17 protein-coding genes and 1 tRNA gene are annotated in these 17,116 nt (G+C 70.4%); 6 read left to right on the top strand and 12 right to left on the bottom strand.

The features are described 5' to 3' along the window. Both ychF and DJ75_RS02895 read right to left on the bottom strand, forming a co-directional pair. Positions 1 to 860 (bottom strand): YchF-related putative GTPase (ychF, locus tag DJ75_RS02890; protein WP_094522371.1); only part of this gene is annotated, 860 nt, incomplete at its 3' end. Positions 861 to 1,021: 161 nt separating this feature from the next. Then, complete coding sequence (locus DJ75_RS02895; protein ID WP_094522372.1) at positions 1,022 to 1,279, bottom strand: DUF2795 domain-containing protein; 258 nt, start codon at positions 1,277 to 1,279, stop codon at positions 1,022 to 1,024. A 113-nt stretch (positions 1,280 to 1,392) separates the two neighbouring features. On the opposite strand from DJ75_RS02895, the gene DJ75_RS02900 reads away from it, so the two are divergent. Continuing rightward, positions 1,393 to 1,878 (top strand): universal stress protein, encoded by a 486-nt coding sequence (locus DJ75_RS02900; protein WP_094522373.1) that lies wholly within the window; start codon positions 1,393 to 1,395, stop codon positions 1,876 to 1,878. Positions 1,879 to 1,950: 72 nt separating this feature from the next. Here the strand turns inward: DJ75_RS02900 and DJ75_RS02905 are convergent, their stop codons facing one another. Further along, the gene (locus DJ75_RS02905) at positions 1,951 to 2,937 is read right to left on the bottom strand and encodes a biotin--[acetyl-CoA-carboxylase] ligase (protein ID WP_094522374.1); all 987 of its coding nucleotides are present in this window, start codon (positions 2,935 to 2,937) and stop codon (positions 1,951 to 1,953) included. 94 nt (positions 2,938 to 3,031) lie between these two features. Here DJ75_RS02905 and DJ75_RS02910 point away from each other — a divergent pair, with 94 nt between their 5' ends. Continuing rightward, positions 3,032 to 3,373: a 2Fe-2S iron-sulfur cluster-binding protein gene (locus DJ75_RS02910; RefSeq protein ID WP_094522375.1), complete on the top strand. Its 342-nt coding sequence runs from the start codon at positions 3,032 to 3,034 to the stop codon at positions 3,371 to 3,373. Positions 3,374 to 3,564: 191 nt separating this feature from the next. Then, on the top strand, positions 3,565 to 4,137 hold the full coding sequence (locus DJ75_RS02915) for a hypothetical protein (RefSeq protein WP_094522459.1): 573 nt from the start codon (positions 3,565 to 3,567) through the stop codon (positions 4,135 to 4,137). A 17-nt stretch (positions 4,138 to 4,154) separates the two neighbouring features. Here the strand turns inward: DJ75_RS02915 and DJ75_RS02920 are convergent, their stop codons facing one another. Further along, positions 4,155 to 5,111 carry a DMT family transporter gene (locus DJ75_RS02920; protein ID WP_094522376.1) on the bottom strand — a complete coding sequence of 319 codons (957 nt, stop codon included), beginning with the start codon at positions 5,109 to 5,111 and terminating at the stop codon, positions 4,155 to 4,157. Positions 5,112 to 5,293: 182 nt separating this feature from the next. Between DJ75_RS02920 and DJ75_RS02925 the strand changes: the two genes are divergently transcribed. Next, on the top strand, positions 5,294 to 5,776 hold the full coding sequence (locus DJ75_RS02925; protein WP_094522377.1) for an Lrp/AsnC family transcriptional regulator: 483 nt from the start codon (positions 5,294 to 5,296) through the stop codon (positions 5,774 to 5,776). Between the two features lie 8 nt (positions 5,777 to 5,784). On the opposite strand, the gene DJ75_RS02930 is transcribed toward DJ75_RS02925, so the two are convergent. From DJ75_RS02930 to DJ75_RS02940, 3 genes are all read right to left on the bottom strand, one after another. After that, the gene (locus DJ75_RS02930) at positions 5,785 to 6,306 is read right to left on the bottom strand and encodes a phosphate-starvation-inducible PsiE family protein (protein ID WP_094522378.1); all 522 of its coding nucleotides are present in this window, start codon (positions 6,304 to 6,306) and stop codon (positions 5,785 to 5,787) included. 101 nt (positions 6,307 to 6,407) lie between these two features. Further along, complete coding sequence (gene gatE, locus DJ75_RS02935) at positions 6,408 to 8,291, bottom strand: Glu-tRNA(Gln) amidotransferase subunit GatE (RefSeq protein ID WP_094522379.1); 1,884 nt, start codon at positions 8,289 to 8,291, stop codon at positions 6,408 to 6,410. A gap of 395 nt (positions 8,292 to 8,686) precedes the next feature. Next, positions 8,687 to 8,771 (bottom strand) — tRNA-Leu (locus DJ75_RS02940). Between the two features lie 181 nt (positions 8,772 to 8,952). On the opposite strand from DJ75_RS02940, the gene DJ75_RS02945 reads away from it, so the two are divergent. After that, the gene (locus DJ75_RS02945; RefSeq protein ID WP_094522380.1) at positions 8,953 to 9,513 is read left to right on the top strand and encodes a DUF420 domain-containing protein; all 561 of its coding nucleotides are present in this window, start codon (positions 8,953 to 8,955) and stop codon (positions 9,511 to 9,513) included. Between the two features lie 111 nt (positions 9,514 to 9,624). Next, positions 9,625 to 10,140 (top strand): metal-dependent hydrolase, encoded by a 516-nt coding sequence (locus tag DJ75_RS02950; RefSeq protein ID WP_094522381.1) that lies wholly within the window; start codon positions 9,625 to 9,627, stop codon positions 10,138 to 10,140. Between the two features lie 15 nt (positions 10,141 to 10,155). Here DJ75_RS02950 and DJ75_RS02955 read toward each other — a convergent pair whose 3' ends face one another. The 5 genes from DJ75_RS02955 to DJ75_RS02975 all read right to left on the bottom strand — a co-directional run bounded on the left by DJ75_RS02955 (position 10,156) and on the right by DJ75_RS02975 (position 17,113). Then, positions 10,156 to 10,905: a halocyanin domain-containing protein gene (locus DJ75_RS02955; protein WP_094522382.1), complete on the bottom strand. Its 750-nt coding sequence runs from the start codon at positions 10,903 to 10,905 to the stop codon at positions 10,156 to 10,158. A 109-nt stretch (positions 10,906 to 11,014) separates the two neighbouring features. Then, a complete protein-coding gene (gene purF, locus DJ75_RS02960) occupies positions 11,015 to 12,514 on the bottom strand; it encodes an amidophosphoribosyltransferase (RefSeq protein WP_094522383.1) in 1,500 nt (499 codons plus the stop codon). A 147-nt stretch (positions 12,515 to 12,661) separates the two neighbouring features. Beyond that, on the bottom strand, positions 12,662 to 13,045 hold the full coding sequence (locus DJ75_RS02965) for a DUF5820 family protein (protein ID WP_094522384.1): 384 nt from the start codon (positions 13,043 to 13,045) through the stop codon (positions 12,662 to 12,664). Between the two features lie 47 nt (positions 13,046 to 13,092). After that, entirely contained in the window at positions 13,093 to 15,285 is a 2,193-nt protein-coding gene (gene rqcH, locus DJ75_RS02970; protein ID WP_094522385.1) for a ribosome rescue protein RqcH, read from the bottom strand. 79 nt (positions 15,286 to 15,364) lie between these two features. Continuing rightward, entirely contained in the window at positions 15,365 to 17,113 is a 1,749-nt protein-coding gene (locus DJ75_RS02975; RefSeq protein ID WP_094522387.1) for a tRNA uridine(34) 5-carboxymethylaminomethyl modification radical SAM/GNAT enzyme Elp3, read from the bottom strand. Between the last annotated feature and the right edge of the window lie 3 nt (positions 17,114 to 17,116).

A 17,116-nucleotide genomic window follows, 5' to 3' on the forward strand; every position in this document is an offset into this window, starting at 1 on the left:
TCGCCGGAGACGTCGCCGACGACGTCGAAATCGCTCTCGCCGGGCGTGTAGTCGACGACGCCGGCGTCGTTGGCGTTCTTGAGGGCCTTCTCGGCGTGGGCGCTCGCGGGGACGAACGAGAGGTGGTCGTAGTCGGGGTCCGACGTGATCGCCTCCCAGTTCGACTGCGCCTCGGGCGTGTCCATCTTGTTCGCGGCGACGACCATCGGCTTCGTGCGCTTGCGGATCTCGCGGGCGAGCGACGCCTCGTCGGCGTCGTCCCACGTCTCGGGGTCGAGCTCCAGTCCCTCGGCGAGGATGACGCGTTTCATCCGGTCCTTGTCGATGCCGAACGCCGACATCTGCTCGGCGAGCTCCCGCTCGATGGCGGCCTCTGAGCCGTGGTAGCGCGTCTCGAACTTCTCGATCCCCTTGCGGAGCACGTCGAGGTACCACTCGTCGAGCTCCTCCTCTAAGAAGTCGATGTCCTCGCGCGGGTCGTGGCCCTCGGTGGCCTCGCCCTCGATGTCGGTCTTGCCCGAGAAGTCGACGACGTGAATCAGCACGTCGGTCTCGTTGAGGTCGGTGAGGAACTGGTTGCCGAGACCGCGCCCCTCGTGGGCGCCGGGGACGAGCCCGGCGACGTCGACGAGCTTCACGGGGACGTACCGGGTCCCCTCGCGGCAGACGCCGACGTTCGGCGTGCAGCTCTCGTCGAACTCCGGGGCGGCGCAGTCGACGCGGACGTATGCCTCGCCGACGGTCGGGTCGATCGTGGTGAACGGGTACGCGCCCTCGGGCACGTCGTTCATCGTCGCGGCGTTGAAAAACGTCGACTTCCCCACGGAGGGCTTGCCGACGAGGCCGATCCGATAACTCATTACCGTCAGTGCGCGACCCGCGGTAAAAAGCGATGCGAGACGCGACGTGGCGTGCGGATTAGTGACGTACGGGGAGTCGGCAGGCGTCGTCGACCCGGTCGGGCGTCGGAGCAGACTGGTCGGGCGTCGGATCCGACTGGTCGGGCGTCATCCCGACCCGATCAGGCGTCGCCGTCGGACTGCCCCGGCTCGCCGACCGCTTCGATCGGGAGGACGTTCTGAAGCGCCGTGTAGGCGTCTTGGGGGCTCTCGAACCGCTCTTGCTCGATTTCGCTGAGCAGCTCGCCGAGGTCGGCGTCGCCGTCGGCGAACAGCACGGTGGTCCCGGCGCACGCCTCGGCGAGGTCGCTCCGAGCCGCCGGGAAGGAGTGGTCAGCGAATTCGCCCTCGACTCTCGATAGGTGGATCTCGGTCGTCATGGCCGCATATCGCGTCGAGAGCGCTTAAACGCACGCCTCGAACGGTCGGGCCAAAGAACCGGCAAAGCCTGCAAAGAGTTATGCGGTCGCAGCTTCATGATACATGTGAACAGATGACACTCTACGACCGGATCCTAGTCCCGACCGACGGCTCCACCGAGGGGGAGCGGGCGGTCGCGCACGCGCTGGACCTCGCCGCGGTCCACGATGCCGCGGTCCACGCGGTCCACGTGGTCGACACGGCGAGCTACGCGGGGATGCCGATGGAGGCCTCCTGGGAGGGCGTCGGCGAGCTCCTGCGGGGCGACGCCGAGGAGGCCGTGGCGGCGGTCGAGGAGCTGGCCGAGGAGACCGTCGTCGACGTGGAAACGGCCGTCGTCGAGGGGTCGCCCAGCCGCGAGATCATCCGGTACGCCGAGGGGAACGGCTGTGACCTCGTCGTGATGGGCACCCACGGCCGCGGCGGGATAGACCGGCTCCTGCTCGGGAGCGTGGCCGAGAAAGTCGTTCGCGGCGCCGCCGTCCCGGTCCTGACGGTCCGGATCGACGGCGACGTCCCGACGGAGCCGAGCGTGGCGGAGGCCGCCGGACGGACGTGAGCGCGGCCGGGCTGCCCAGTCCCGACCCTCGCGACGCCGCGCCGTCCAGCCCCCGCCGACCCGACCCCGCGGTCAGCCGTCGGCGTCGCGGAGGTGCTCGCAGTCCCCGGCGTGGACGCGCCGCGTCCCGTCCCCCGTGTCGATCACGAGCGCGCCCGGCGACTCGACGTCGACCGCGGTCCCCGTGACGGCCCCCGTCGGAGTCTCCACGCGGACCCGTCGCCCGAGCGTGCTCGCCCGCTCGCGCCACGCCGCGAGGATCCGGTCGGATCGGTCCGCCGTCTCCGCGAGCGCCGCGAACCGCTCGAGGAGCGTCGCCGCGAACCGCCGCCTGTCGACGTCGTCGCCGGTCTCGGCGCGCAGCGAGGTCGCGTCGCCCGGGAGCGCCTCCGGGTCGAGGTTCGCGTTGACGCCGACGCCGACGACGAGCCACGAGACGCGGTCGGCCTCGCCCTCCATCTCGGTGAGGATCCCGGCGAGCTTGCGGCCGCCGCGTCCCGAGCGGTCGGCGTCGCCCGCGGCGCCTCCCGCACCGTCGCCCCCGACGAGCACGTCGTTCGGCCACTTGATGTGCGCGTCGACGCCGACCTCGCGACAGGCGTCGACCGTCGCGACCGCCGCGGCGAGGGTGAACAGCGGCGCGCGGGCGGGCGAGACCGTCGGCCGGGTGACGACGGACAGCCAGACGCCGCCGCTCGGCGCGACCCACTCGCGGTCGAGCCGGCCCCGACCGCCGGTCTGCTCGTCGGCGACGACGGCGACGTCGGCGGCGCCGTCGGCCGCCAGCTCGCGGGCGCGGTCGTTCGTCGACGGGACGGCGTCGTGGTACTCCACCTCGTACGGCGCGTCGAGTCCGAACTCGATCCCGGCCGCGCAGTAGGCGGGCTCCGCGGGCGCGGCGTAGCCCGCGCCCGTCGACTCGACGGCGAACCCCTCCTCGCGGAGCGCCTCGACCGCCTTCCACACCGCCGCCCGCGAGACGTCGAGCTCCGCGGCGAGCGCCGGTCCCGAGACCGGACCGTCCTCCAGGGCGTCGAGCAGCGCGCGACGCGTGTCCATGTCGACGCGGTCGGCGCGGGCGTGGAAAGCCGTTCCGGGTCGCCAGCGGGGACCCGCTCGCCTATGGGTCCGCGGGCGTAACGTCGGGTGTCGCATGACCGACGCCGAGACCGTTCCCGTGACCGTCGTCGATGGCGAGGAACGCACAAAGCTGGCTGTCGAGCCGGGACGGAACCTGCGGCGCGTCCTCCTCGACGCCGACCTGTCGCCGTACGCGGCCGCGACGCGCCGACTGAACTGCGGCGGGCGCGGGATCTGCGCCACCTGCGGCGTTCGGATCCGCGAGGGACCGCCGCCGGACCACTGGCACGACCGGCTCGCGGCCCGTTTCGGCTACCCGCGGCTGTCGTGTCAGGTCACCGTCGACGGGCCGATGACGGTCGAGCTCGTCGACAAGCGCGTCTGGGGATCGCGCGAGTCGGGCGGCGGCGACTAGCGGGGAGCGACCGTGCCGTGCGTCGCGGCGCTCGCCTCCGAGACACCTCGTTTCCGGTGAAACGCGGCCGTGAGACGCGACGCGACCGCGTCGACGAGGAGACCCGACGCGACCGCGGCGGCCGCCGCTCGCCGACGAGGCGAGTCGACTGTGGGCACAAGACCCAAGGTCTCACGGGCGAACGCTCCGGTATGCAACCCTCCAAGGAGCGGGAGGCGTCCGACGGCGACCCGATGGACGACCTCGACGACCTCCTCGACGACGACCTCGCCGAGGGCGGGGACCCCTCGACGTCGGACGAGGCCGATTCGCGCGCCGAGAGGAACGAGTCGGCTGGCCGGGCGGCCGAGACCGGCGGCGACGGCGGGCGCGTCGGGACGAGCGGTCGCTGGTTCTCCGCGAAGGCGTTCGCGCTCGCGCTCGCCGCGGTCGCGATCGGCGTCTTCGTCGGCGGCGCGATCCCGCTCATCGGCGGGACGATCGGTTCGGCCGGAGGCGTGTTCCTCGCCGCGTTCCTGATCGGGCTGGCGCTCTCCGCCCGACGGTACGTCGAGACCGGGCTCGCCGGCGCCGCGGCGGGGGCCCTCGTCGCGGTCACGAACGTCCTCGGCGTCGGCTTCCTCCCGATCGGGGTCGACTACCTCCAGCAGTGGGGGCTTCCCCTGCTCGCGGTCGGCGGCGGGCTCGGGCTCGTCGCGGCCCTGCTCGGCCACTACTTCGGCCGCGATCTCCGCGCGGGCCTGACCGCGGACGTCGAGGGCTGAGCGCCCCGAAAAAACCCTTACTTCCGCCCGATCAGCGCGGGCCAGTGATACGCGTCGAACCCGACGTACGCCGCGATCTCCCGGCGTTCGAGCGCGAGGAAGCCCGCGAGTATCGCGACGAACCCGACGATCGCTTCCGCCTCGACGAGGGTGCCGAGCAGGACCCAGCTCCCGGCCGCGGCGACCACGGGCTCGGCGTACCCGACGAGGTGGAGCTGCGCCGGGCCGACCTCGTCGAGCAGCGCGAAGTAGATCAGGAACGCGAGGACGCCCGACAGCAGCGTGAGGTAGGCGAGCGACACGATCGCGGTTCTGTTCCACTCGATCGCCGACGGCGACTCCCCGAGCGCGGCGGCGCCGACGAAGAGGATTCCGGCGCCGAGCACCATCGCCCACCCCTGCAGGGCGGCGATCGGGAGGTCGGTCCGGAGCGGTCGGAGCAGGACCGCGCCCAGCGAGAAGGCGACGGCGCCGGCGAACGCGAGGCCGACGCCGAGGAGGGCCGAGTTACCGGCCCCGGCCGCGGTCGGGTCGGCGATCACGACCACCCCGAGGACACCGAGGGCGAACCCGCCGATCTCGACGGGACCGAGCCGCTCGTTGGGGAGGAGGACCGCGGCGAACACCGCGGTCAACACCGGCACGAGGCTCACGACCACCGCGGCGACCGCCCCCGAGATGTGGAGCTCGCCGACGTACAACAGCCCGTGGTACGCGGCGATAACGAAGGTCGCCGCGACGGCGACGCCGAGCCACTCGTCGCGTCCGCTGGGCGTCGTCCGTCCGGACATGACCGCGGCGACGCCCAGCACGATCGCTCCGGCGATCGCGTACCTGACGCCGGCGAACAGCAGCGGCGGGAAGTGGTGTAACCCGGCCTCGATCGCGACGAAGGAGGTGCCCCACAGGGTCGCGAGGAGGACGAAGGCGGCGACGACTGATTCCGGAGTAGAGAGGAGGTTCCGTAGCTTCATTGAGTGTTAGATCGAAGTTTCTTGAGACAGTTAAACTATTCTCTCACAATCGGCCGAATTCAGAATGAACAATCACGCATACGAACGAACTGCAATACGCTTCCGAAACGAGGGTCGTTCTTGGATTCGAGTGCAAGTGTGTCGGTCGGAATATACAACAGTCCCTCACTCGAAGGGGGCGTATGGACGAGCGCGACGTGCGGCTGTTGAAGGCGATATCTGACCTCGGAACCGGGAGCCCCGAGCGGCTCCACGAGGAGACCGGGATTCCGGTGTCGACGATCCACTACCGGCTGAACAACCTCCGCGAGGACGGCGTGATCGAGAACGATCTGTACGACCTCGACCACGAGGCGCTCGGGCTCGGCGTCACCGTCATCGTCGAGGTGCTCGCGAGCTACGAGGGCCCGTACGAGGAGTTCGCCGACGAGCTACTGGCGGTCGAGGGGGTCACGGAGGCGTTCTTCACGATGGGCGAAACCGACTTCGTCGTCCTCGCGCGGCTCTCGTCGTCCGACACCGTCGAGCGGCTCATCAGCGACTTCGAGGCGATTCCCGAGGTCGAACGCACGAACTCGACGTTCACGATCGCCACACTCCGCGACGAGCCGCGAGCGCCGGCGACGTACGACCTCGACACGCTGCTCGCGGAGCTGACCGAGTAGCGCCGACCTCACTCCGGCGACAGGGAGGACCCGACCGACCGCTCGACGAACAGTAGCGCTACCAGTCCGAGTATCACCAGCGTGTACGCGAACGCGGCGAAGAGCGCGTCCTGCGTCGATGGGTACTCGGTGGTCCGGAAGATGATCACTTTCCGGACCATCGCGATGACGCCCGTGTAGATCACGAGCCTGACGATCCGACGGGTGTCGCTCTGTTCGATGTAGGCGACGACCGTCTCGTACACCTCGACGATGATGAGCAGCAGCAGTCCGGTCTCGATGAATCCGATGACCGTGTTCGGGTCGGTGATCTCGCCGGTGGGAACTGACTCGGCGATCTGTATCGCGAGGTCGACCACGCCGATCCCGAACAGGAGGGCGAACAGCGCCGCCGCGGCGAGTTCGACGCCGTGGATGAACCGGTTCGTCGCGTCGGAGACCCGGTCGCCGCGCGTCTTCGCGACGGCCGGCTCGGGCGTGCGGTCTGTCGCTGGCGGGTCGTCCGAGGGACCCGGTGGCGGATCGTCCATCTGGTGTTCCCTCTAGGTACGAATCAAGGCCCCGCGACACGTAAAGAACAGGGGCGACAACGTGTGAATCGGGGGCGGAACGGGAGGGATTCCGAGGACCGTTACGACCGCTTGCCGATCTCCTCGCGGAGCACGTCGGAGACGACCTCCCCGTCGGCCTTGCCGCGGAGCGCGCCCATGGCCTCGCCCATCAGCCCCGAGAACGCCCCCATCCCCTCCGCCTCGATCTGATCGGCGTTGCGCTCGACGACGTCGACGACCGCCTCGCGGACCGCATCCTCGCTCACCCCAGAGAGTCCGGCCTCCTCGACCGCCTCCGCGGCCGTGAGGTCCGGGTTCTCGGCGAGCGTCGTCAGCACCTCCGGCACGCCCTCCTTCGCGAGGTCGCCGCCCTCGACGAGGGCGAATAAGTCGAGGAAGTGGTCGTCGGTCAGGTTCTCGACCGGGGCCCCCTCGCGGCGGATCTCCGTCGTCGTCGACTCCAGCGTCGACGCCGCGAAGGTGGGGTCGACGCCGCGCTCGACCGCGGTCTCGAACAGCGGGAAGCGCCGCCCGAAGGCGACCTGCTCGGCGAGCCCGCGATCGAGTCCGAACTCCTCGGCGTAGCGGTCGGTCTTCTCGTCGAGGAGCTCGGGTCGGTCGACGTCGGACGGGTCCGGCTCGACCGGCGGCACGTCCGTCTCGGGGTACATCCGAGCCGCGCCGGGAAGCGGACGGAGGTAGCGGGTCGTCCCGTCCTCGTTGGCGCCGCGGGTCTCCTCGGGGACGCCCTCGATCGCCGCGGCGGCCCGGTCGGCGGCGGCCTCGATCGCGAGGTCGGCGGTCTCCGGGTCGGCGGCGACGATGGCGACCGCGTCCTCCGGCCCGGCGCCGACCGCCTCGCGGAGGGACTCGACCTCGGCCTCGGTCACGCCGTACGCCGGCAGCTCGTCGGTGTGGAAGATCCCGCCCGCCCCGTGTCGCTTCGCGTGGTCGGAGAGCTCGGTCCCGAGCCGGCGGTCCGGCTGGATTTCCCACCCTACGAGCCCGTCGAAGCCGAACAGCGGAACCGCGGTCACCTTCCCGCCCGAGTCGAGCGCGCCCCGGATGACCCCGGAGTCGGTCTCGGCGAAGACGTCGGTCGCGTCCGAGACGTCGCCGACGCTCGCGTCGCGGTCGCGAAGCTCGTCGCGGATCGCGAGCAGCTCCGCCTGCCGGCCGACCTCGCCGCGGACGATGTCCTCGATCCCCTGGAGGTCCTGGACGCCTTTCACCTCGACGCGGGCGCCCTCGGCGATGGAGACGTTGACGTCCTGCCGAATCGTGCCGAGCCCGCGCTTGACCGCGCCGGTCGACCGGAGCAGCATGCCGATGCGCTCGGCGGCCTCGCGGGCGCCCTCGGGGCTCCGGATGTCCGGACCGGTACCGATCTCGACGAGCGGGACGCCGAGGCGGTCCAGCGAGTAGACGACGCCGTCGTCAGTCTCCTCGACGCGCTTTGCCGACTCCTCCTCCAGCATGAGGTCGACGATCGACACCGCCCCCTCGCTCGTCTCGATCTCCCCGCTCTGGCCGAGCAGGATCGAGCGCTGGAAGCCCGAGGTGTTCGACCCGTCGATGACGAGCTTCCGCATCACGTGCGCCTGGTCGACGACCGAGACGTCGAGCAGGTCGGCGATCTGGAGCGCGACCGAGAGCGCCTCGCCGTCGACGCGCCGGGGCGGCTCGTCGTCCTCCTCGACGAGGCAGGTGGTGTCGTACGCGAGGTAGGTGAACTCGCGGTCGACGCGGCTCTCCTCCATCGCGGCGTCGTCGAGCTCGCCGAGCTCGCTCTTCGTCGGGTGGAGCCGGCGGGCGATCTCGCGGTCGGCCTCGTCGGGGTCGCGCTCGACGGTCGGGGAGTCGCAGAACAGCTTCGTCTCCGTGTCGAGCTGCTGGTGGATCTCCAGCCCGGCGACGAGCCCCAGCTCCTCGTGGTCGTACTCGGGGGTCGCGTCCTCGCTCATTACGCGTTACTCCGGCAGGCCGGGACTAAAAGGGTGGCAGTTCGCGCGGGCGATGCGGATCGAGGCCACCGAGGTTACTTATAAATGACTGGGCGGTGGCGCGTGCCTGTGAGCGGCCGCCCTCGGCGGCCGCGAGTCAGCACGCGCGAGGGAGCCCGCGGCCGCCGGCGCGGCCGCGGCGAGGCTGGGGAGGCGCGAGGGGCTGTGCGGCTGCGGTCGGGTGGGACTCAAAGGGGCAGTCGCGAGTCCTCGCGGCTGGGGCTTCGGCGGTGTTCACGATCACAGCGTTCCGATCACAGCTGTCGCTCGTCGCGTAACGTTCGAAAGGAATTGTGCGTGGATGCTGTCGTAGAGACAACACCGTGCATCGGTGCGGCGGGTGTGCCGCCGAGCGATGCGTGGGACCGGATTTGAACCGGCGGACCTCTACAGGACAGCGCCCTCAACGCTGCGCCGTTGGCCTGGCTTGGCTACCCACGCTCGCGGTGTTCAATCGCGTCCTCACGTACCCTTCCCCCAATTAAAAGCCCTTCCATTCGGCAGTGCCGTGTCGAAGAGTGACACCGGGCGGCGGGGCCGGGCGAATTCCGGGTCGGACACGCCCCCGGTCGGACGCGCCGGAACCGGCACGGGTTTGGGAGTGGCGGCCCTCAGATCCGATATGTCCGAGTGGGCCCGCGAGAACGTCCCGCTTTTGACCGCACTCAGTTCCGTCGCGGCGCTGGCCGTGGTGTTCGGCGCCGTCGGCGGCGCGATCCCGAGCGTCCTCCTGCCCCGCGCGAGCGACGCCGTCCTCGCCGCGATCCCGCACTTCAACGCCGCCGTCTCGGCGACGGCCATCGGCACCATCGTCCTCGGCTGGCGCGCCATCGCCCGCGGCGACGTGCGCCGACACCGCGCGTTCATGCTGACGTCGTTCGGCCTCTTCACCGCCTTCCTCGGCGCGTACCTCTACCGGCTGATCCACGTCGGCACGACCGAATTCCCCGGCCCCGACGTCGTCTACACCTACCTCTACCTCCCGTTCCTCGGGATACACATTCTGCTCGCGATCGCCTGTATCCCGTTCGTCTTCTACGCGCTCCTGCTCGCCGCGACCCGCCCGTACGAGGAGCTGTACCACACGCGTCACGCGCAGGTCGGCTTCGTCGCCGCCGTCCTCTGGCTGATCTCCTTCGCGATGGGGATCGGCGTGTACGTCATGCTGTACCACGCGTTCTGAGGCGGGCGCGGGGCCGACCGGCGAAGCCGGGCGCTCCGACCGTACCGGCCGCACCGATCGCCCCGACCGCTCCGACGAAGCTTGATATCGCCGTCAACCGTACGAACCGTCGTGCTGTTCGCGACTCACCTCCTCGTCGCCGCCGGCCTCGGGTGGCTGTCGGGACACCCGCGCCTCCGGCGGTACCTCGGCGGTTCGCCGCCGCTCTCCGTGTGGTGGGTCTTCGCCGGCGCCGCGCTCCCGGACGTCGTCGACAAGCCGCTCGGCGCGCTCGGCGTCTTCGACGTCTACCAGTCGGTCGGCCACTCCGCGCTGCTCGTGCCGCTCGCCGCGCTCGTCGCCGTCGCCGCGAGGCGCCGCGGCCTCGCGGTCGCGGTCGGCTGGGGCTCTCACCTCGCGCTCGACGCGCTCCACATGGTCGTGAACGGGCGGCCGGGCGACGCGGCGTTCCTCGGGTGGCCGCTCCTCACGCGGTCCGACCCGCTCGCGATCCCGCCGGGCGAGTTCGCGCTGTTCTACGTCGGAACCCCCTCCTTCTTCCTCGAAGCGGCGCTGTGGCTGGCGGCCGTCTCACTGGTGTTGCGGTCGCGGGTCGCCGTCGGCACCGACCGGGAAAGCGGTCGGTGAGACCGGTCCGGCCGCCTACCCGTCTTCGTTCGCCATCCGGTGGGCCGCGTAGAAGAGCGGGACGAGCAGCGCACCGGCGAACCCGAAGCCGAGCGCGAGCGCGCCGATGTCGCCCGCGCTGAGGACGCGGCCGGCGCTCCCGCCGTCGTCGCCGTCGCCTCCGTCGCCACCGCTTCCGCCGTCGCCTCCGTCGCCACCGCTTCCGCCGTCGCCTCCGTCGCCTCCGTCGCCACCGCTTCCCCCGCCTCCGCCGTCACCGCTCCCACCGTCGCCGCCGGCGTCGGGCTGGACGAGGTCGTCGTCGACGGAGCCGACCGCGACGGAGCCCTTCATGCCGACCGCCTCGTGCGGTACGCAGAGGTAATTGAACGTGTCGCTGTCGGACGCGTCGTCGAACGTGTACTCGAAGGTGGTCCCCGCCTCGCTGACGGTCTCGCCGCTGTCGAACGTCCCGTCCTCGGCGACGACGTTGTGCGCGCCGCCCTCGCCGGTCCACTCCCAGACGACGGTCGTTCCGGGGTCGATCAGGATCGCGGCCGGACCGAACCTGAGCCCGTTGACCGCGCCGACGTCGACGGTGACCTCGTCCTGTCCGGTGTAGTCGTGCGTCCCGTCGTAGTTGTCCACGTCGTCGAGCCAGCCGCCGTACTGGGCGGCGGCGGTCCCGGAACCGGCGGCGAGGCCGGTCGCGGCGGCGGCGCCTGCGGCGCCGACCCTGAACAGCCCGCGGCGGCTCATCGTCGCGTCGTCGGCGTCGGATGTCATACCTGTACCTCCCAGCGTGGGCGTATTTAAATTCCCGATTCCCGACTCGCGACGTGAGAACGGGAGGCGGCGACGGGGCGAGTCGTCGGGAACCGAGGTCGGAGCCCGATTAGTCGTCCGCCGGCGTCGGGTCGGGCGTGACGGGGTCGAGGTCGCGGTCGCTCTCCTCGCCCTCGACGTCGAAGGGGTACTCGCCGGTGACGCAGCCGAGACAGAGGTCCGCGCGGCTCTCGCCGAGCGCCTCGGAGACGGCGTCGATCGAGAGGTACGAGAGGGAGTCGGCGCCGACCTCCTGTCGAATCTCCTCGGTGGAGGCGTCGGCGGCGATCAGCTCCTCGCGGGTCGCCATATCGATCCCGAAGTAACAGGGCGCGACGATCGCCGGCGCGCCGATCCGGAGGTGGACCTCCTCGGCGCCGGCTTCGCGGACGAGCTCGACCAGCTGCGTCGAGGTCGTTCCCCGGACGATGGAGTCGTCGATGATGGTGACCGACTTCCCCTCCACGGTCGATTTGATCGGGTTGAGCTTCAGCCGGACCGCGCGCTCGCGCTCGTCCTGCGTCGGCATGATGAACGTGCGCCCGACGTACCGGTTCTTCATCAGCCCCTCGGCGAACTCGATACCGGCGTCGTTCTCCGGACGGGCCTCGCCGTCGGCGGTCGTCTCGCCGGCCGCGTCGGCGTAGCCGGAGGCGAACGCCCGGCCGGAGTCGGGGACCGGCATCACGACGTCGGCCTCGACGCCGGACTCCTCCCAGAGCTTCCGCCCGAGCTTGCGGCGGACCTCGTACACGAGGTTCTCGTCGATGACCGAGTCGGGGCGCGCGAAGTAGACGTGTTCGAAGAAGCAGTGCGCGGTCGACTCGCGCTCGACCAGCTGGTAGGTGTCGTACCCCGCGCCGTCGGGGTCGAGGACGACGAGTTCGCCCGGGCGCACGTCCCGGATCAGCTCCCCGTCGAGGGTGTCGATGGCGGCCGACTCGCTGGCGAGCACGTATCCGCCGTCCACTTTCCCCAGACACAGGGGACGGTTCCCGAGGGGGTCGCGCACGCCGAGGACGGTGTCGTCGTGGGTGATCGCCAGCGAGTAGGAGCCGTGGATGCGGTTCATCGTGTGTTTGACGGCGCGCACGAGGTCCTCCTCCAAGAGGTTGCGCGCGAGGTCGTGGGCGATCACCTCGGTGTCGCCGTCGGAGGTGAACGCGTGGCCGGCCGCCGCGAGCTCCTCGCGCACCTCGTCGGCGTTCACGAGGTTCCCGTTGTGCGAGAGCCCGAGCGAGCCGGACTTGAAGGAGACGGAGAACGGCTGTGCGCAGCTCTTGTCGAGGCTCCCGGCGGTCGGGTACCGGACGTGACCGATGCCGGTGCCGCCCGACAGCGACGCCAGGTCCCCCTCCTCGAACGCGTCCCCGACGAGCCCGCGCTCGACGTGGCTGTGCTGTTGGAACCCGTCGTGCGTGACGATCCCAGCGGACTCCTGCCCGCGGTGTTGGAGCGCGTACAGCGCGTAGTACAGCGGCCGCGCGGCCTCGCGGTCAGCGAGCGAGATGCCGACGACGCCGCACTTCTCTCGCGGCTCGTCAGCGGTGTGGTCCCCACCGGCGTTCATGTACGCGACGGTGGGGCGTGAGGCGATAAAAATCCTCGTGTTCGTGGTGCTATCGAGGTTTACGACGGGGTATATATGCACAAACGCGGATCGGGTCCGGCGAAGTCGCCGACCGGCCGGTCGGCTCACCTCCCGTCGACGTCGCGCTCACTCCCCCTCGATCAGCTCGTCTAATCGCTCGAAGTACGCCTCCCGCGGCACCTGGTAAGCGGCGCGGTAGTCGACGTCGCCGGCGGCGAACCGCTCCGCGACCGCGACGGCCGCGGCCGCGCCCGACTCGCGGTCGTCGCGGGTCTCCGAGACCGCCTCGACCTCGGGCTCCAAGAAGAGCACGACGTGCCACTCGTCGGTCGCGTACTGGCCGGATCCGGGGCGGGCCGTCCGCGCGCCGTTCGTGAGGTAGATGGTCGGCATGCACTCCGCGGGGAGGTCGTCGCCGTCGAACACGTCGGGCCGGTAGACGAGGATCGCCCGTCCGCTCGGCTCCTCGTTCCACACCCGCCAGCCGTCCGGCAGCGCCTCGAAGCTCATGGGCGGAGTCGGAGGCGGAGGCTTGAAAGGATCGCGCTCCGGTCCGCCTAGTCGACGATGTCGGAGCCGCCCGGCGGGAGGAACTCCTGAAGCTGGTCCGCGCTCGCCACCTTGCGAACGAACGATTGGTCCGCGAACCGCCCCTTCAGCTCGCGGTACACCATCATCGCGGCGTCGTTCTGGGCGTACATCCCCGGCTCCAGCGTGACGCTCGTCGCCGCGCGGTCGACGATCGCCGACGGCGGCCCGCCGATAGCCTGCGTGACGGGCTCGCACTGAACGCCGACGGCGATCCGGCAGGGGACGTCCTCGAAGTAGGTCCGGTCGCCGCGGATCACGAAGCTCCCCTTCTCGATGTACTCGCCGCTCTCTGGGGTCTTCGATACCTGATCCGGCTCGACCATGTACGCGTCGCCCGCGCCGCGACCGTCCTTCCAGTCCGAGGAGTACGAGACGGCGAACTGCGCGACCTCCCGCAGCGTCTCCTCGGAGAAGTCGACCGGGTCCGCGGACTCGGAGGGCCCCGCGGCCTTCAGCAGGGTCACGGGCCCGCCGTGCGCCTGCGTGTGGAAGAACCGGTCGTGTTTGCCCATGTACTTCTTGACGAGCTCCTCGTTCTGGTCGGCGTTGCGCCCGCCGATGACGAGGTAGCCGGTCGAGGTGTGGAACCACCGGAAGCGGTCGTACCAGTCGTCGGGGCTCCGGATCGGGATAGAGGCGCGTGAGAGCCAGTCGGTCTCGTACGCCTCGTCGTCGTCTCCCTCGTCGCCGTCGCTTCCGCCGTCCCCGTCGTCCGCCGCCTGCTCCGCCTCCCACTCCGCCTTGCGCTCCTTGACGGCCTCCAGCTCGCGGCGCGTCGACTCGATCGCCTCCATCGCGCCCTCCTTCTTCCCCTCGATCCGCTTCGCCTCCTGGTAGAGCCGGTCGGCGTTGACCTCGACGCCGGCGCTCGCGTCGAGTTCGACTCGGACCGCGTCGACGCCCTCGCCGTCGTCGCTCCCGGCCTCGAGCTCGACCGTCACGGTCCCCTCGCCGCCGTCGACGTCGACCACGGCCTCGGCCGCCGGGATCCCGCGCTCCGCGCCCGCGTCGAGCGTCTCGGCGATCTCGTCCCACGGGACCTCGCTCTCGCGAGCCTCCTGAACCGTCGAGAGCACCTCGTCGACGAGGTCGTAGTTCGCGTACAGGAGTTCGGCGCGCTCGCGCTCCGCCTCGGCCTGCTCCTCGAACCCCTCGATCGCCCCCTCCTGCTGTTCGATGATCCGCTCCTGTTTGGCGATCTCCTCCTCGAAGTCGGGCCGGGAGGCCTTCGCGTCCGCCGGGGCCTCGCCCTCGCCGGTGTCGTCGCGGTCGAGCCGGTAGAAGTACTCGTCGACGGCGGCGTTGAACGAGTCGAAGCCGACGCTCGGGAGCCCCTCGTGCTCCGAGAGGGGGAACGGCGTGACGTCGACGACGCGGGGGTCGCGGTCGTCCGCCTCGCTTTCGGACAGCTCCTCCTCGTACACGCGCGGGTCGACGTCGCCGGAGCGGAGCCGGTCGCCGATCCGTTCGAGCGCCTCGTGGAGCGCGCGGAGCTGGTCGTCGGTCGCCTCGTCGATGGGCGTCTCCTTCTCGACGCCCGCGCGCGTGCACACCTCCTCGGCGTATAGCCCGCCGAGGTTGAGCTGCGTGGCGAGGGTCCGCACCACGTCGCTGTCGGACTCGCGCATGTTCCTTTTAAACCCGCCGAGGCTCACGTCGAGGGGGTTGAGCCGCGACGCGGGGTACTCGTACTGCGAGCCGGGCGCGACCGTCCGGGACTTGAGCCGGACCGTCGACAGCGAGCCGACGACCTCGCCGGTCTCGTCGAGGGCGGCGACGTTGCCCTGGCCGAACAGCTCTGCGACGAGCGTCGTGTTCTCGTCCTCGCGCTCGAACTCGAAGGTGAGGATCCGGTCGAACTCGTACTGCTCGACGCCCGCGAAATCGGCGCCAGACATGCGGTTACGCAGCATCTTCGCGAAGTTCGGCGGGCGACCGGGGGCGTCGGCGACGTGCTCCGCGTCCGCGACGTGGGCGCGCTTCACGTCGCCCACCTCGATCATCAGCTCGACGCGGCCGCGGTCGAAGTCGCGGAGCTTCAGCCGGAGCAGGTCGTCGTCGTAGAGGTACGCCTTGTCGACCTTCGCGCCCTCGTACCGATTGAGCTCGGTGACGAGGGCCGCGAGGTCGATGCTCGACAGCTCCCGCTTCTGGTCCATACACGACAGAGACTCGCGGGCCGGAAAAAGGCGTGTCGTTGTGGGTGCGGTCGGGCGAGCGAGTCCGACCGAGTCGGCCTCACAGCCGCTTCGACACGTACGGCCCGTCCTGGTGGTAGCCGAGCTTGTCCCGGTAGTACTCCCGGGCGCCGATTCCGGAGATGACGGCCATCTTGCGGTAGCCGGCGTCGCGGGCGAGCTCCTCGGCGCGTTCGAGGAGCCTGGTGCCGTACCCCTTGTGTTGCCAGTCGCCGTCGCCGCCGATGGCGACCTCGGTGCCGTACACGTGGAGCTCGCGGATCAGCGCCGCGTCCTCCAGCTCCCGGCGGATCGCGTCGTCCTCGGTGCCGGGCGCGCCGGGCTGGTCGGGCGCGAACGAGGGGAACCGCAGGCGGCAGAACCCGACGAGCAGGTCGCGGACGGGGTCCTCGAAGGAGATGAAGTGTTCCGTCCCGCCGCCGGCCTCGTACGTCATCACGTCGAGTTCGACGTCGTCGGGGTCCGGGTCGGCGTCGTTGTGACCGACCTCGCGGGCGCGGATGTCGCGCTGGACGATCCCCTTCTCCTCGGCGCGCTGATCGGCCAGCTGTCGGAGGTTCGACTTCCAGACGCCGCCCTCGATGAAGTCGGCGGGGATGTCGCGCTGGACGCGCTGGAGCCGGGTGTACTTCGGGACGTGGTCCATCGCCTCGGCGACGACGTCGGCCGCCTCCTCGTTCGTGAGGGGGTCGAACTCCTCGCGGCGCCACCGGTCGTACACCCGCGTCCCCTCGACGACGAGCGTCGGGTAGATTTTCAGGTAGTCGGGGCGCCAGTCCGGGTTCTCGAAGATCTGTCGGAAGTCCTCGATACACATCTCCCGCGTCATCCCCGGCTGTCCGGGCATCATGTGGAACCCCACCTTGAACGCCGCGTCGCGCAGGCGACGGTTCGCGTTGCGGGAGGCCTCGTTTCCGTGCCCGCGGTGCATCTCGCGGTTGATCCGCTCGTAGGTGGTCTGGACGCCGACCTCGACTTTGGTGCCGCCCAGGTCGAGCATCCGGTCGATCTGCTCGGGGTCGCACCAGTCGGGCTTCGTCTCGAACGTCGTCCCGATGTTGCGGATCGCGTTCGTCTCGTTCTCCGCGATCACGTCTTCGAGGTACTCGAACTCGGTCTCCTCGGGAGCGGGCGCGAACGACTCGCCCTCGGCCGGCTCCGGCTCCTCGTCCAGGTCGTAGTCGTTCATCGCCTGCAGGGCGCGCTTCACGAACCACTCCTGGTAGTCGTGCGAGCGCGCGGTCATCGTCCCGCCCATCAGGATGAGCTCCACCTTGTCGACCGGGTGACCGATCTTCCGGAGCTGTTCGAGCCGGAGCGTGACCTGCCCGTACGGGTCGTAATCATTCTGCTCTCCGCGGGCCGCGGCGGGCTCGTGACCCGTGTACGACTGCGCCGAGGAGAACTCCGAGGCCGGTCCGCCGGGGCAGTAGAGGCACTTCCCGTGCGGACAGAGCTTCGGCGAGGTCATGATGGCGACCGGCGAGACGCCGGACGCGGTCCGGACCGGCTTCCGCTGGACCACCTCGATCACGTCGTCGCGCGCCTCGAAGGGCGCGTGGTCCAATATGTCGGTGTTCTTCGGGACCTTCGGGGACGAGAACTTCGAGCAGGCGTCGAGCTTGGCGGACTCGAGGTCGTCGCGGTCGATCTCGCCCGCGAGGATCCGGTCGACGAGGTGTTCGCAGGTGCGGACGAACGCCTCTGGCTCGTCGCCGTCGGAGTTCCCGCCTCCGTCGTCACCCCCCTCGCCGCCGGCGTCCGCGTCACTCGCCGCGTCGGTACTCATTAC

Source organism: Halorubrum sp. Eb13, from assembly GCF_002252895.1.
In the GTDB taxonomy this organism is placed as follows: Archaea; Halobacteriota; Halobacteria; order Halobacteriales; family Haloferacaceae; genus Halorubrum.

Excerpts from the sequence above, each read along its gene's own strand:
- DJ75_RS02895 (WP_094522372.1), bottom strand. The coding sequence starts at position 1,279 with ATGACGACCGAGATCCACCTATCGAGAGTCGAGGGCGAATTCGCTGAC.
- DJ75_RS02945 (WP_094522380.1), top strand. The coding sequence starts at position 8,953 with ATGTCCGAGTGGGCCCGCGAGAACGTCCCGCTTTTGACCGCACTCAGT.
- DJ75_RS02900 (WP_094522373.1), top strand. The coding sequence starts at position 1,393 with ATGACACTCTACGACCGGATCCTAGTCCCGACCGACGGCTCCACCGAG.
- DJ75_RS02905 (WP_094522374.1), bottom strand. The coding sequence starts at position 2,937 with ATGGACACGCGTCGCGCGCTGCTCGACGCCCTGGAGGACGGTCCGGTC.
- DJ75_RS02930 (WP_094522378.1), bottom strand. The coding sequence starts at position 6,306 with ATGGACGATCCGCCACCGGGTCCCTCGGACGACCCGCCAGCGACAGAC.
- gatE (WP_094522379.1), bottom strand. The coding sequence starts at position 8,291 with ATGAGCGAGGACGCGACCCCCGAGTACGACCACGAGGAGCTGGGGCTC.
- DJ75_RS02910 (WP_094522375.1), top strand. The coding sequence starts at position 3,032 with ATGACCGACGCCGAGACCGTTCCCGTGACCGTCGTCGATGGCGAGGAA.
- DJ75_RS02920 (WP_094522376.1), bottom strand. The coding sequence starts at position 5,111 with ATGAAGCTACGGAACCTCCTCTCTACTCCGGAATCAGTCGTCGCCGCC.
- rqcH (WP_094522385.1), bottom strand. The coding sequence starts at position 15,285 with ATGGACCAGAAGCGGGAGCTGTCGAGCATCGACCTCGCGGCCCTCGTC.
- DJ75_RS02975 (WP_094522387.1), bottom strand. The coding sequence starts at position 17,113 with ATGAGTACCGACGCGGCGAGTGACGCGGACGCCGGCGGCGAGGGGGGT.
- DJ75_RS02955 (WP_094522382.1), bottom strand. The coding sequence starts at position 10,905 with ATGACATCCGACGCCGACGACGCGACGATGAGCCGCCGCGGGCTGTTC.
- purF (WP_094522383.1), bottom strand. The coding sequence starts at position 12,514 with ATGAACGCCGGTGGGGACCACACCGCTGACGAGCCGCGAGAGAAGTGC.
- DJ75_RS02925 (WP_094522377.1), top strand. The coding sequence starts at position 5,294 with ATGGACGAGCGCGACGTGCGGCTGTTGAAGGCGATATCTGACCTCGGA.
- DJ75_RS02965 (WP_094522384.1), bottom strand. The coding sequence starts at position 13,045 with ATGAGCTTCGAGGCGCTGCCGGACGGCTGGCGGGTGTGGAACGAGGAG.
- DJ75_RS02915 (WP_094522459.1), top strand. The coding sequence starts at position 3,565 with ATGCAACCCTCCAAGGAGCGGGAGGCGTCCGACGGCGACCCGATGGAC.